The sequence below is a fragment of the Actinomyces vulturis genome (genome assembly GCF_001687305.1).
Classification (GTDB): Bacteria; Actinomycetota; Actinomycetes; order Actinomycetales; family Actinomycetaceae; genus Actinomyces; species Actinomyces vulturis.
Genome location: NZ_LZRK01000004.1, coordinates 264,277 through 278,896, shown reverse-complemented (window position 1 = coordinate 278,896; position 14,620 = coordinate 264,277). Strand labels below are relative to the sequence as shown.

Below are 14,620 nucleotides of genomic sequence, written 5' to 3'. Positions count from 1 at the left end.
GCTTGCCATAGAAGGTGGGCATGATTGCCTTCACTCATTGGCTCTCTTATGACTTTGATCGGTGATCCGACTCATCGTTAACGGGAGTTTTCATATCGCGTGTTGCACTCAACACAGTTTCACTCTGCGTGATGGCGAAAACTGTGTGACAGTTGTGTTCGCACCACCCCCTGTTGAGAGGCCCTGATCATGGCCACGAAAAAGATTTCTCTCCTTGATGCTATTTCTATTGGCATTGGCGGAATGGTAGGCGGCGGTATCTTCGCCGTCCTTGGCTTGGCAGTCTCATTGGCAAAGGGGGCTACTCCTGTCGCTTTTGCTTGCGCTGGGGTCGTGGCGCTAATTACGGCAGCGTCCTACTCCAAACTTTCGCAAAAGTACTCTGATCGCGGCGGTACAGTCTGCTTCATCAATAAGGCGTTTGGGGCAGGTATTTTCAGTGGTTCACTGAATAACCTGCTTTGGATCTCCTACGTCATTATGCTCTCGCTTTATGCCAGTGCTTTTGGTTCGTACGCCCCTAATTTGTGGAATATCACCGGATCGCGGAGTGTGGACTACCATATCTACGCCACGGCCATCATTCTTATTGCCACCGCTATTAACTATTACTCGATTGCTGTGGTGGGGCGTATTGAATCGGTAGCCGTGGTTATCAAACTGGTCATTCTTTTGGCTTTTATAGGTATTGGAGCTTATGGGCTGATTGGTAATCCGATGGTTCATCAACTGTCGGTCACTCATTGGGAAAGCCCTATCCACTTATTCGCTGGCGGTATGGTGATTTTTGTGGCTTATGAGGGCTTTGAACTCATCGCTAACGCGGCACCAGACATTAAAGATCCTGAGAAGAATATTGCTCGAGCCTTCTACGCATCGGTGATCTTTGTGATCATCTTGTATATCGTCATCGCCATTGTCACGGTGGGCTCGTTGAGTTTTGCTGATATTGGTAAAGCCCAGGATTACGTGTTGGCTCAAGCCGCTAAGCCAATGCTTGGCCAGGTGGGGTTTACTATCATCACTATTGCTGCGTTGATTTCAACGTTCTCTGCTATTAACGCCTCCATTTATGGTGGCGGTCAGGTCAGTGATGAGATTGCTCGTGATGGCGAGTTCTTTCATTCCTTTACCGATCAATTCATTCATCAACCAGTGGGGCTGGCTGTCACTAGCGTACTGACGCTTATTAGCGTGAATGTTTTGCCTTTGCAGACAATTTCCACGGCAGGTTCGTTGGGATTCCTTTTGATTTTTGCCGTTGTTAACGCCAGTGCTGTCAAACTATCGGCGAACATTGGTATGCATCGCGCTATTCCTACTGTCGGTGCTGTGTTGTGCTTGGTGGCAAGCGTGATTTTGGTGGGGCAGCAGTGGCGCTCCACCCCGACGGGAGTGACGATCGCTGTGGGTTTGGTGGCGGTCTGTGTTGGCGTGGAAGCCTTGTATAAGCGCACTACTCGTCATCAGGTACATACCAATTCAGCGCAGTCTTCGTTGAAGCATTAGTTTTTCCTTATCGCTGCGGCCTATCCAGTAATACAACGGCCGCTGTTGTTTTCGTGCGTCATTGAGAGTTCTCGATTACTACGCTCCTCTGGGTTCTCCACTTCCCACCACTGCGTGACGACGTTAGTGCACTTATTAGGGAGAGTGGCCTTAACCGTGTTGATGTCACGATGGGCGTATAAATCAATTTTTCGTTGAAACTACGTCGTTCTGCCTTGCCTTGTGTCTCTCATCTTCTTGATGTTCGTCATCAATTGATTGCATTGCACTCCACTTTGCTCCGTCGTTTTTCTTTTTGCCGGATAGTGGCGGTTTTTATTGCGGCGCTAGGGAAATGTCTCTTTTGTGCGCCACGCCGAAGGGATGAGAGGGCTGGAAGTTGCTCCACTTTGCTCCACATTGAAAATTCAATGAAAAGTCCCTTTGTGACGAAGGAATTGATAACAAAATGGGTCAAAAGGGAGGGAAGTGGAGTAGTGTGGGGGTATCTGGATCGTCGGGAGGAAGGAGCGCCCCATGTTCTTGGGGACCTACGCGCCTCATCTCGACGACAAGGGTCGTCTCATCCTCCCCGCGAAATTCCGCGATGAACTTGCTGGGGGAGTGGTCCTGACCCGAGGCCAAGAGCACTGCCTTTATGCCTTTCCTATCGCGGAGTTCGAGCGCATGTACGCCCAACTCCGGGAAGCACCGTTGGCACAAAAGCAGGCACGCGATTACATCCGCGTCATGCTCTCCGGCGCAGATAGCCAAATCCCCGATAAGCAAGGCCGTATCACGCTTCCTTCGCCGTTACGTGCCTACGCAAAACTTCAGCGCAATCTCGCCGTGATCGGTGCAGGATCCCGCGTTGAAATATGGGATGAGGATGCATGGAACGCCTACCTGAATGCTCAGGAAAGCGTTTTTGCTGATACCGCAGAAGAAATCATTCCTGGTTTCTTCTAAACCCCGGTGTGAGGTCTCCACCCGAGCATCCGGCATAACTTCCCCTATGCCGGAACTTGCGGGAGGAGTCCTGGCTCCGGGGACGGTATCCCCCTGACCGGTGCTCAGGCACCCCCGATTGACTTAGGAAGGAGCGAGCGATGGTCGCTGATTGCGCAGCACGCATCACCGATCGTGATGCCGCGCAACTGCATACGCCTGTGCTCCTTCAGCGTTGCCTCGATCTTCTTGCTCCCGCCTTCGATGTGGATCAGCCAGTTATGATCGACTGCACTCTTGGGATGGGCGGCCATACTGAGGGGGCCCTCGAACGCTTCCCCCACCTCACCGTGGTAGGGATTGACCGCGATCTTCAAGCTATCGAAGTAGCCAGTAAACGCCTCGAACGCTTCGGCAAGCGTTTTCGTGCAGTCCACACCACTTATGACCACGTCGACGATGTTGCTGGCGAGATCTGCGATGAGTTCGGCCGTGACGGTGGAGTTGATGGCATTCTCATGGATTTGGGAGTCTCTTCTCTTCAACTTGATGAGGCAGATCGTGGTTTTTCCTACGCACGTCCCGCTCCCTTGGACATGCGCATGGACCGTACCAGCTCTGTTACGGCTCAGAGCATTCTCGACACCGCTGACGAACGTGAGATCACTCGTATTCTTCGCACCTATGGCGAAGAAAAGTTCGCTAGCAAAATTGCTCGAACTATCGTGAGCCTTCGCGATAAAGGTACCCCGGTCACCGATACCTCTGCTCTTGTCGACGTCGTGCGCTCATCTATTCCTGCAGCTGCCCGTCGTACAGGTGGTAACCCCGCTAAGCGCACTTTTCAGGCGCTGCGTATTGCCGTGAATAGTGAACTTGAGGTTCTTGAGAATGCTATTCCCGCGGCTATCGATTCCATTCGGGTAGGTGGGCGCCTTGTGGTGGAGTCTTACCAGTCACTTGAAGATCGCATGGTCAAGCGTGCCTTCACTGCAGGTTCCATCAGCAATGTTCCTGCTGATCTTCCTATCATTCCCGATGATCACAAGCCTTACCTCGACGTTGTTACTCGTGGAGCAGAACGAGCCAGTGATGAGGACATCGCTGCTAATCCACGATCTGCCCCTGTGCGATTGCGTGCCTGTACCCGGCTTCGACCATCGAGCGAGGCACCGGCTACTTCCCTCATAGACAATCGCCGATCACACCGATCACATAAGAGCACCACACAGACGACTCAAGCAAGGAGGAGAGCATGAGCGCAGCAGCAGCACCTGGTTACACCGCTCCTGGTCGTAGTCGTGCACATGCACCGGCACGTCGCCCCTCCGTTGCCCCCGTTACTAAACCCAACCTCACCGTGGTTCGTGCAGTAGCCCCGGGCAAGCGAGCCTTGCCTGTCTACGCTCTTATGGTGGTCATGATGCTTGTGGCTCTTGTTGTTCCGATGGTACTCAACGCCAAAATGGCGGAGACTGCCTACAACATGCACCAAGCACAGATCGAACTTGCCGAACTTCAAGACCACAACGAAACTCTGCGCACCCAAGTTCAGCGTGCTAGCACCCCTGAAGCACTTCGCTCACGTGCTGCAGCACTGGGCATGGTCCCTGCAGGAATCCCCGGCGTGGTTGATATTTCTCGCCGTCAAGTAGACGGTGGTGAAGCAGCAGCAGGAACCCCTCTTCCGCCACCGCCGGCAGTCTCGGCAGGTGCTGCTCAAGACGCCCCCGCTGCTCCTGCAGTAGCCTCTGACACTCAAACTCAGTCCGCTGATGGTGATGCTGCGTCGGATAGTGAAGTTAGCGTGGAAGCACCCGTTGTTGATAACGCCGCTGATGAAGTTACAGAAGAAACTCCTTCGGAGAACGCTACCGATCAGATCACAGGAAGTGACGCACACGAAGACTCTGCTGGTTCTGGAGACTCAGGACAGTGAGTGCCACTCGGCGTCGTGTACTTCAACTGGCTGGACTCGGTGCGTTTGGACTTGTCGGAGGTAAACTCGCCTGGATCCAGGTTTCTCAGGCATCCTCGTTAGCCTCTCAAGCCCTTCAAGAACGTACCGTCACCTGGATTAACCGCGCGCCGCGCGGTGACATTGTGGCGCGAGACGGACAAGTTCTGGCTACCAGTGCTATCACTTACGACATTGGCGTAAACCAAATCAAAATCAGCCAATTTGAGCGCACTGAAGAGTACAAAGATCCGGCAACTGGCCAAAAGGAGTACCGTGTCATCGGTCATGGTCCTGCGGCGGCGGCGCAGTTACTTGCGCCCGTGTTGGGGCGCGACCCCCAGGAACTTGGGGCTCAGCTTGTAGGTGAATCTACCTATCGGGTCATTGCTGAAGACCTTCCGCCTGACACTTGGCGTGAAGTTAAAGCACTTGGCATTCCCGGCGTGGAACCCGATCAACGAACCCGGCGCGTCTACCCTGCAGATACCCTTGCCGGTAACGTCCTTGGCTTCACGACCGAGGGGGAAGGGCGTACCCTCATCGGTGCTGCAGGCTTGGAGATGACACAAAATGACATCCTCACCGGTAAAGACGGTAAGGGAAGCGTCGAAGTGGGCCGTTCAGGCGCCATTATCCCCACTGGTAAACAAGAAGATGAGAAAGCCATTAGTGGTGAGACTGTCAAAACCACTCTTCATCCTGATTTGCAGGCTGTAGCTCAGCAAGCCATTGACGCTCAGGTGAAAAAGATGAGTGCCGACTGGGGTAGCGTGGTGGTGATGGATCCCGCTACCGGCAAACTATTGGTGATGGCGGATTCGAACTCTGTTAATCCTTCAGATCCCGGTGCAACCCCTGAGGCTGACCGCCGCTGCCGGATTGTGGAAGCAATTTTCGAACCGGGTTCGGTGGGTAAGGTTGTTACTTTTGCTACTGCCCTTCACGAAGGAACTATTACTCCTGAGCAGAAGTGGACTATTCCTGACACCTGGACAGCGCCTAATGGCCAGGTGTTTGAGGATTCCCATTCCCATCCCGTTGAAATTCTTACCACCGCGGAGGTTCTTGCCGAGAGTTCCAACGTCGGTACTGTCCAAATTGGTGACACCGTCTCTGACCAAGCGCGTTACGACATGATGCACGCCATGGGGTGGGGTGAAAAGACGGGTATTCAAATGCCAGCCGAATCAGCAGGCATTCTCCTTGGCCCTGATGCATGGGATGGGCGTCAGCGTTACACCACCATGTTTGGCCAAGGTGTTGCCACGACAGCGCTTCAGAGTGTTGCCGTTTTGGCAACCGTCGCTAATAAGGGTGTGCGCGTGCCCCCACGCGTGATCGAATCTCGGATCGATCATGACGGCGTGGAGCATCCTGAGCCCCAGCCCGAAGGTATTCGTGTTCTCGATGAACAACATGCCGCGTTGCTGACCGACATGCTCATTAAGGTTACCGAAAAGGGCGGTACTGCAGAAGAAGCTGCCCTTGATGGTTACCTGGTAGCTGGTAAGACTGGTACTACGGAAATTCTTACCGGTGAAGGTGGAACGGTTGCCTCGTTTGTTGGGTTTATGCCTGCTAAAGACCCTGTCATCGCTATTGCCGTGACCGTCTATCATCCCCGAGCAGCGATTTATGGTGGTGAGGTAGCAGGTCCCGTCTTCCGTGAAGTTGCTCTTGCCGCTATGCATGCACTCGGTGTGGCTCCTGATCCTACGGTGATCGCTCAGGTGCAATCTGAGAAGAAAGAGGATGAATCGTGATGGTCACCGTTCGGTTACAGCTCTCCGACGCGGGGTCACACTTAGGTCACATCCGTTCAGCCGCGATAGATTGAGACATTATGAGTAACTCTGCCTACGCTTCAGCTGCCCACCTGCGCCCAGGTTCCCTGCGTCCGCTGACATTGGGACAACTCGCGCAGGTCGACGCCGTGCACTGGCATGAGAGCACATCGGAGGCTTCGGCTAGCCATACTCTCGTCACGGGCGTGAGCGTGGACTCTTCTGACATTGCCTCCGGAGAACTTTTCGTGGCACTGCCTGGTGCACGTGTCCATGGCGCGCAGTTTGCATCGCAAGTTGCAAAAGCCGGCGCTTGCGCCATCCTTACTGATGAGCGCGGGGCCATGATGGTCCGGGAAGCAGGGCTCTCTCTTCCTCTCCTTGTCTGTGACGATCCTCGCGCACTGGTGGGTACCATCTCTGCGATTGTTTATGACTTTCCTTCGAGGAGCCTCATCACCACTGCGGTGACCGGAACGAACGGTAAAACCACTACGGCTTACTTCCTTGAAGCGATGCTTAGCGCACATGTTGGTGCTTGTATGGTGGCTGGAACTGTTGAACTGCGCGTCGCAGATGAGTCCGTTCCCTCGCCACGTACCACTGTGGAAGCACCCGTACTTCAGCGTCTTCTGGCATTGTCTCGTGAGAAGAACGTGGGTGCAGCAAGTCTTGAGGCTTCGTCTCACGCTATTTGTTTGGGGCGCTTGACTGGCACTCATATTGACGTTGCTGGCTTCACCAATCTTCAACGCGATCATCTCGATTTCCATCACACTATGGAGGAATATCTTCAGGCTAAGAGCCAGTTGTTTACTCCTGAGTTCACTAGGCGAGGTGTGGTGTGTGTAGATGATCAGTGGGGTGCTCAACTTGCTCTTGATATTCGTTCACGCGGTGAGATTGATGTGATCACTTTGCGCGCTTACGAGCCTGAAGAGTCTTGCCAGGAGCAGGAGTTGGCTCGTAATGAATCTATGGCGATGGCTCAGGCCATGACTGATTCTGCCATTCCACCTGCCGGTGCTTTCGCTGGAGTGAGCATGGCATCAGCGGTTGCTGCCGTACAGAATGGTGTTCCTGAGACTCAAGCGCCGTTGAGTGCAGATCCTGCAGGGGGAGCGGCTCCTTTCCCCGCAGATTGGTACGTCACTGATGCACGTGTTTCTTTGGATACCTCTGCCACTACTTTCACTCTTCATGGCCCTGATGGCGTACTTATTGAGGCTTCGTGCCCTCTGCCCGGTTTGGTGAATGTTCAGAATGCCGCACTGGCCCTGGTGATGGCTATTGCTGTGGGTGTGGAGCCTAAGGTTGCTGCCCACGCGTTGGCTAATGCTCATAACATTCCCGGACGTATGCAGCGTATTACCCAGCGCGATGGCATTCGTGGCTTGACTATCGTGGATTTTGCTCACACACCTGACGCACTTGATTTGGCTCTCAAGGCTGTGCGTCCTATTACCCCGGGTAAACTCATCGTGGTTTTCGGCTCTGATGGTGACCGCGATCAGGGCAAGCGTCCCATGCTTGGGCAGGTGGCTGCAGAACTGGCTGATGTTCTTGTGGTGACTGATGAGAATCCTCGTAGTGAAGATCCCGCGACGATTCGTCAAGCAATCCTTGAGGGGATTCGCAGTGTTCGCCCCGATATGCATGATGTTGAGGAAATCACCACATGGCGTGGTGATGCAGTGCGTCGCGGCGTGGAACTGTGCGGTCCTGACGATACGGTGATTGTCACCGGTAAGGGCCACGAGCCTTTCCTCGAAATTGCTGATGAATTTATCGCCTACAACGACGCACCCGTTATGGCTGAGGCCACCACCAAGAAATGGGGAAATGCATGAGCGTCTTAATGACCGCAGCCCAGATTGCCCAAGCCGTCAACGGTGAACTTCACGGCATGGAGGCTGACACTCTTATTGAAGGCCCCGTGGTCATCGACTCACGCCAGGCCATCGAAGGAAGCGTTTTTGTTGCTATCGTTGGCGAAAAGGTTGACGGGCATGATTACGCAACTGCCACCGCTGGTGAAGTGGGAACCGTTCTTGTTATTGCTCAGCGCCCCGTGGATGCCCCTCATATCCTCGTTGATGATTGTGTTCTTGCTCTTGGTCGCTTAGCAACAGTTCACTTGGAGTCTCTTCGCGCCAACGGAGAGATTACTGTCTTGGGGATGACTGGCTCCGTGGGGAAAACCACTACCAAGGATCTCACTCGGCAGTTAGCTGAAGTACTCGGCAACACGGTGGCACCCCGCCTCAGTTTCAACAATGAAATTGGCTTGCCTCTGACAGTTTTGGAAGCGGATGCTTCTACTCGTTACCTTGTGCTCGAAATGGGAGCTTCCGGCCCCGGCCACATCGACGAACTTACGGCTATTGCACCGCTTGATATTGCCTGTGTGCTGATGGTGGGTCACGCTCACATGGGTGGCTTCGGCTCTATTGAAGCGGTGGCGCGCGCAAAAGCAGAAATTATTGATGGTCTGTATCCCGAAGGGCTTGCCATCCTTAATGCCGACGACGAGCGCTCAGTTGCCATGGCAGACCGTGCGCCTGCCAGCGTGGTGACTTTTTCCGCATCGGGAAACCCTGAGGCGACCGTCCGAGCCATTAACGTTGCTTTGAATGAACGAGGCTGCGCTACTTTCACGCTCTCTTGTGAAGAGGGGCAATACCCCGTTGAATTGAAGTTCCCTGGCATTCATAACGTCTCTAACGCTTTAGCGGCTATGACCATGGCGATGAATCTGGGGATGAGTGCTGAACAAGCCGCCCAAGTCATGAGTGAAGCGACCATTCTCAGCCCTCACCGTATGGACGTTCGTGAACTAGCATGCGGAGCACTCATAGTGGATGACTCCTACAACGCCAACCTTGATTCGATGACGGCTTCTCTCGCTTGCTTGCCAACCTTGGCTGGCACTCGGCACAAGGTTGTCATTGCTTCAGCCATGCTTGAGTTGGGGGAGAGCAGTGATGACGTGCACGAAAGATGCGGTAAGAAAGCTGCTGAAGTTGGCACTGATTTGCTCATCACGATTGGGAACCTGGCCACACCGATGAGCCGCGCCGCGCGTGAAGCAGGCGTGGAGGTGCTTCATTATGAGAATGTAGAGCAGCTCCTTGAACAGCTCGACTCCCTCGTAGAGGCTGGCGACTGTGTTCTCATCAAGGGCTCCCACGGATCGGGCGCCTGGCGCGTGGCCGATCGCCTGCTGCAGGAGAGCGTTGCATGATTGCCATTTTGATTTCTGGTGCGGTGGCGATGCTCGCTACCCTCCTGGGTACACCGTTCTTCATCAAGTACTTGGTGAAGAAACAATACGGTCAGTTCATCCGTCAAGACGGCCCCACGGGACACTTCACGAAACGTGGCACTCCCACTATGGGTGGTGTGATCATCGTGGCATCGACTGTCCTTGGTTACGGAGTTGCCAACCTCGCACTGATGCGTGTTCCACGAGCCAGTGGCTTATTACTGATTTTCCTCATCGTGGGACTGGGGCTTATTGGTTTCCTTGATGACTTTGAAAAAATTTCTAAACAACGATCGTTGGGATTAAAAGCCTGGCAAAAAATCGTTGGACAAGCGTTTATCGGTATCACCTTCTCGATTTTTGCTTTGTATTTTGCTGATCGCAATGGGCTGACTCCCGCATCCACGCGTATTTCTTTCACTCGAGATACCGCCTGGGATTTAGCCTTCGCAGGGGCAGCCGTGGGCTTTGTTCTCTTTATTTTGTGGGCCAACTTCCTTATCACCGCTTGGTCAAATGCCGTGAACCTCACCGACGGTTTAGATGGTTTGGCCGCTGGTGCCTCCACTATGGTCTTTGCCGCCTATACCCTCATTGGTGTATGGCAGACTAACCAGACGTGCGTGTATGCCCACCCCTATGATTTGCTCACCACCTGCTATCAGGTCCGCGATCCACGCGACCTTACGATGGTGGCTGCAGCACTTATGGGCGCATGTTTTGGTTTCCTGTGGTGGAACGCTTCTCCCGCGCAAATCTTTATGGGGGATACGGGCTCCCTCGCCTTAGGTGGCGCCCTAGCTGGCCTGAGTATCCTCACCCGTACAGAATTCCTTGCCGTGATCATTGGCGGTCTTTTCCTGGCTGAAGTCATGAGTGATGTCATCCAGATTGCCTCGTTCAAAACTACCGGCAAACGTGTCTTCAAGATGGCACCATTGCACCATCACTTTGAGCTCAAGGGATGGCCTGAAGTGAACGTGGTGATTCGTTTTTGGATCGTTGCCGGCTTGTGCGTGGCACTAGGACTTGGAATCTTTTACGCGGAGTGGTTAGCACAGTGAGTACCTCGGTGGAATTGGACCAACTCTGGTCAGGCAAAGCCCTGGGCGTGGTGGGTCTAGGAACCACCGGCCAGGCAGTTGTTCGTGTCGCATTGGACTGTGGAGCAGAAGTCACCGCATGTGACGGACGCAGCGTCCCGCTCCCTAGTGGTGTGACTCGCACCATCATCAACGAGGATCCTCAGGCTCTTGCCGATGAACTCAGCCAAGCACTTAGTGAACGCGAATATGAATGCGTGATGATCAGTCCTGGCATCCCGCCCACCCACCCTGCCTATGGTGTATGTGAACGTCACGGCGTGGACGTGGTTAGTGAAGTCGAACTGGCCTGGCGTCTGCAACGGGACATGGACCGTGATATTCCGTGGCTTACTATCACCGGTACAGACGGCAAAACGACCACCGTCTCGATGCTCTCTCATATCTTGACTACTGCAGGGTTTAACGCCCCTGCCGTAGGTAACGTGGGAACCCCGATCATCGAAATTGTTGCCTCCGGCCAAGCAGATGTCCTTCCTGTGGAACTCTCCTCCTTTCAGCTCCACACTACTTTGAGCGTGGAACCTACTGCCTCGACTTGTCTGAACGTGGCCCCCGACCACCTCAACTGGCATGGCACCATGGAGGCTTATACGGCAGACAAAGCCAAGGTATATGCGAACACCCGTATTGCGGCTATCTACACCGTGGGACAGGATGAAACCCTCACGATGGTTGAAGATGCTGACGTCATTGATGGTTGCCGCGCCATTGGCGTTACTGTGGGTACACCAAGCGTGGGGCAAATTGGACTGGTCGATGACCTTGTTATCGATCGAGCTTTTCACGCTGAACGTCACGCCTCAGGTATCGAACTTTTTACTCTGCATGACCTATCTCATTTGGCGCCAGCCGGTGATGTGTCACGTTTGCCCGTCCATCTGGTTACTGATGCCTTAGCGGCCACCGCGTTGGCTCGCTCTGTGGATGTTTGTCCTGAGGTGATTGCCCAGGCAATGTCCACTTTCCATCCAGGCGCTCACCGTAGCGTCGTTGTGGCCAACCATGCTGATGTGACCTGGATTGACGATTCCAAAGCGACTAATCCCCACGCTGCGATGGCCGCATTACGTAGTGTTACTCCGGGAACTGCCGTATGGATTGCCGGGGGAGACACTAAGGGGGCTGATTTCACTGAATTGGTTGCTACAGTCGCCCCTGCACTGCGTGCCGCCATTCTTATTGGTAAAGATCATTCGCAACTCAATGCTTTACTGGTTCCTATGGGTATTCCCGTAGTAAGCCTGCCCGATCAATTACCCGAAGAACTCATGACTACGGTGGTCCGCGAAGCAGTGCTTCTGGCTCAGCGTGGCGACACTGTTCTTCTTGCCCCAGCATGCGCGTCATGGGACCAGTTCGATAACTACGGCCAACGCGGAGATCTTTTCGCTGATGCTGTGCGCGCCATGATAACCAGTCAGGCAACGCGATGAAGTGGTTCCCTCACAACGCCCCCTCAGAACAGTCAGATGAGCCGTCACCGAAAAAAACTTCGGTGGCGACTCACCATTCTGCGTCCTCAGGAATCACTTCCCGTGATGGAGGAAACCGGGGCCTTAAAGGATTGCTTTTTCGTCTCACAGGTCCGGACGGCCCTGTCGACGGCGAGATGACTACTTTGTCCTATTACGTGCTGCTCTTGTCCACGATGGCTCTGCTCGTCATCGGTTTGGTTATGGTGTTTTCCGCCCGCGTGGTCAGCCTTGTGTCCGAAGACATCAATCCCTTTACTAGTTTCATTCGTTATCTGATCTTTGCCGTAGCTGGCGTAGCAGGCATGTGGGGCATTTCCCGCATGAGCATCAGTTGGATTAAACGTATCGCCCCTATCGGTTTGATTATTGCCATTGTCTTGCAAGGACTTGTGTTTGTTCCCCACGTTGGTATCTGTGTGTACGGTAACTGTAACTGGATTGCGGTGCCCGGTATTGGTACAGCTCAGCCTAGTGAATTGGTCAAACTTGGTGTAGCCCTGTGTCTCGGCCTGATTGCTACGTGGATCGCTGAGATGAAACCCAACTGGAAACGTAGCGCACTCGTTATTTTTATTGTTGTTGGTATTCCGGTGGTATCTGTGCTTGCCGGTGGTGACTTGGGCACTGTGATTGTCATGGTGCTCCTGGTCGCAGCAGGCGCATGGATGGGAGGGCTAGGAAAAGCCTGGTTTATTTCCGGTGCAGTAGTTGGATCATTTGGTGTGGGTGTCCTGACTATGCTTAGTGCTAACCGCCGTGCACGTATCAACGCCTGGCTCCACCCCGAACTGGCCGATCCTACTGGCGTGGGCTATCAACCTAAACATGGCATGTGGGCATTAGCCACTGGCGGACTGACTGGTGTGGGCCCAGGATCGTCTCGCCAAAAGTGGGGCTACCTTACTCAGGCGGACTCGGATTACATCTACGCTGTGCTCGGTGAAGAGTTTGGACTTGTGGGGACGCTCCTTGTTCTTGTGCTCTTTATTGCCATTGGCGCTAGTGCCATGCGTATTATTCGCCGTTCTAATGACCTGTATGTGTCTGTGGTGGGGGCATCCATCACAGCGTGGATTATTGGCCAGGCACTGATCAATATCATGGTTGTTGTTGGCTTGCTTCCCGTGCTTGGTGTGCCACTGCCTTTGGTTAGTGCTGGTGGTAGCGCTCTCGTTTCTGTCCTTTTGGCTATTGGTGTGCTACTTGCTTTCGCACGTCATGAGCCTGGAGCGCAACAGGCATTAGAATCACGTTCTAGTTCCATGGCAAAAACACTCGCCGTTACTGCGTCAAGGAGAAAAAATCGTGCCTGATTCATCATCACCGCTGCGTGTACTACTCGCTGGTGGAGGCACAGCCGGACACGTTAATCCTCTCCTGGCCACAGCACACGCCCTGGTGAATGAGCACGGTGCCACCGTTCGCATCCTGGGAACCCGTGAGGGCCTTGAAGCACGTCTAGTTCCTCAAGCCGGATACGAGATGAGCGTGGTGGACCGTGTTCCTCTCCCTCGTAAGCCCAGTGCAGATCTGCTTAAACTTCCTGCTCGTCTCAAGGGAGCAATCAATCAGGCGAAAGTAGCCATCCGCGCCGTTAATGCTGATGTTGTGGTGGGCTTTGGTGGCTACGTCTCCACCCCAGCCTACCTGGCAGCCAAGAGCCTGGGCATTCCCGTGGTGATCCACGAACAGAACGCTCGCCCAGGCCTAGCCAACAAGGTTGGTGCGCGCACGGCTAAGGCTGTTGCCCTGACTTTCGAATCCACCCCACTTACTGCTCGCCGCGGTGAAACTAGTGTGGTGGGCATGCCGCTGCGCAAAGCAATTGAAGACCTCGCTGCTGACTTGCGTGACCCTGCTAAGCGCGGTGCCCGCCGAGCTCATGCAGCACAGCAGTTGGGCATGGACCCGTCAATGCCTACCGTACTCATCACGGGTGGATCACTGGGGGCTCAGCACATTAACGAAGCGGTCTGCGGCGTGATCGAGGCAGGTCTTCCCGGAGGCATCCAGGTGCTTCACCTTACCGGCTGTGGCAAGGATCAGCCGGTGCGAGATGCTGTTGAGAAGGCAGGAGTAGGGGAGCGCTATAAGGTACTTGACTACCTCAACGACATGGACCAGGCGCTTAGCCTGGCGACCGCCGTGGTCTGCCGTTCAGGTGCTGGCACCGTTGCTGAACTGACTGCTGTGGGCCTGCCGGCCATGTACGTGCCGCTTCCCATCGGCAACGGTGAGCAAAAGCGCAACTGTGCGGACGTGGTGGCTGCTGGCGGTGGCATTATGGTTCCTGACGCACAGTGCACTCCGGAGACGCTCGGTGAGTTCATGGCCGGTGTGTGTGATGACCAGCGTATGCTCACCATGTCCCGTAATGCCGCTCAGTCTGGTGTGGTTGATGGCGCCTCTCGCCTGGCAAGCATTGTTGCCGCTCAGGGGTTGTGATCGCTTTTCTTTTATGATTCTCTCAGTCTTTTCGGCATGCTTATTTTGAGGAGAGTGGAAAAGAGGTGGCTTGACCACTCTTGTGTCTTTCCTTATACTGAAGGTAACTAATTCTCAATAAGGGTCGACTCGTTAGCGGCCTGACTTCT

Annotated in this window: 11 protein-coding genes; all 11 read left to right on the top strand. The window is 54.2% G+C overall.

Translation table 11 applies throughout. The features are described from left to right. Positions 1-189: 189 nt before the first annotated feature. The 11 genes from A9753_RS08000 to murG all read left to right on the top strand — a co-directional run bounded on the left by A9753_RS08000 (position 190) and on the right by murG (position 14,471). Positions 190-1,509: an APC family permease gene (locus tag A9753_RS08000; protein ID WP_067782928.1), complete on the top strand. Its 1,320-nt coding sequence runs from the start codon at positions 190-192 to the stop codon at positions 1,507-1,509. Positions 1,510-2,025: 516 nt separating this feature from the next. Continuing rightward, positions 2,026-2,457: a division/cell wall cluster transcriptional repressor MraZ gene (mraZ, locus tag A9753_RS07995; protein WP_067782925.1), complete on the top strand. Its 432-nt coding sequence runs from the start codon at positions 2,026-2,028 to the stop codon at positions 2,455-2,457. Between the two features lie 140 nt (positions 2,458-2,597). Next, on the top strand, positions 2,598-3,695 hold the full coding sequence (gene rsmH, locus A9753_RS07990) for a 16S rRNA (cytosine(1402)-N(4))-methyltransferase RsmH (RefSeq protein ID WP_067782922.1): 1,098 nt from the start codon (positions 2,598-2,600) through the stop codon (positions 3,693-3,695). After that, positions 3,692-4,375 (top strand): cell division protein FtsL, encoded by a 684-nt coding sequence (gene ftsL, locus A9753_RS09840; RefSeq protein ID WP_067782920.1) that lies wholly within the window; start codon positions 3,692-3,694, stop codon positions 4,373-4,375. Before rsmH ends, ftsL begins: the two co-directional genes overlap by 4 nt. Then, positions 4,372-6,159: a peptidoglycan D,D-transpeptidase FtsI family protein gene (locus A9753_RS07980; RefSeq protein ID WP_067782917.1), complete on the top strand. Its 1,788-nt coding sequence runs from the start codon at positions 4,372-4,374 to the stop codon at positions 6,157-6,159. The genes ftsL and A9753_RS07980 overlap by 4 nt, the downstream gene beginning before the upstream one ends. An 80-nt stretch (positions 6,160-6,239) precedes the next feature. Next, positions 6,240-8,030: a Mur ligase family protein gene (locus tag A9753_RS10075; RefSeq protein ID WP_245637414.1), complete on the top strand. Its 1,791-nt coding sequence runs from the start codon at positions 6,240-6,242 to the stop codon at positions 8,028-8,030. Continuing rightward, positions 8,015-9,424, top strand: coding sequence for a UDP-N-acetylmuramoyl-tripeptide--D-alanyl-D-alanine ligase (locus A9753_RS07970; protein ID WP_067782915.1), 1,410 nt, complete (start codon positions 8,015-8,017; stop codon positions 9,422-9,424). The genes A9753_RS10075 and A9753_RS07970 overlap by 16 nt, the downstream gene beginning before the upstream one ends. Beyond that, entirely contained in the window at positions 9,421-10,509 is a 1,089-nt protein-coding gene (mraY, locus tag A9753_RS07965; RefSeq protein WP_067782912.1) for a phospho-N-acetylmuramoyl-pentapeptide-transferase, read from the top strand. The genes A9753_RS07970 and mraY overlap by 4 nt, the downstream gene beginning before the upstream one ends. After that, positions 10,506-11,984 carry a UDP-N-acetylmuramoyl-L-alanine--D-glutamate ligase gene (gene murD, locus A9753_RS07960; protein WP_067782909.1) on the top strand — a complete coding sequence of 493 codons (1,479 nt, stop codon included), beginning with the start codon at positions 10,506-10,508 and terminating at the stop codon, positions 11,982-11,984. The genes mraY and murD overlap by 4 nt, the downstream gene beginning before the upstream one ends. Further along, positions 11,981-13,339, top strand: coding sequence for a peptidoglycan glycosyltransferase FtsW (locus A9753_RS07955; protein WP_083090417.1), 1,359 nt, complete (start codon positions 11,981-11,983; stop codon positions 13,337-13,339). The genes murD and A9753_RS07955 overlap by 4 nt, the downstream gene beginning before the upstream one ends. Continuing rightward, positions 13,332-14,471, top strand: coding sequence for an undecaprenyldiphospho-muramoylpentapeptide beta-N-acetylglucosaminyltransferase (gene murG, locus A9753_RS07950; protein ID WP_083090416.1), 1,140 nt, complete (start codon positions 13,332-13,334; stop codon positions 14,469-14,471). The genes A9753_RS07955 and murG overlap by 8 nt, the downstream gene beginning before the upstream one ends. The last annotated feature ends 149 nt before the right edge of the window (positions 14,472-14,620 follow it).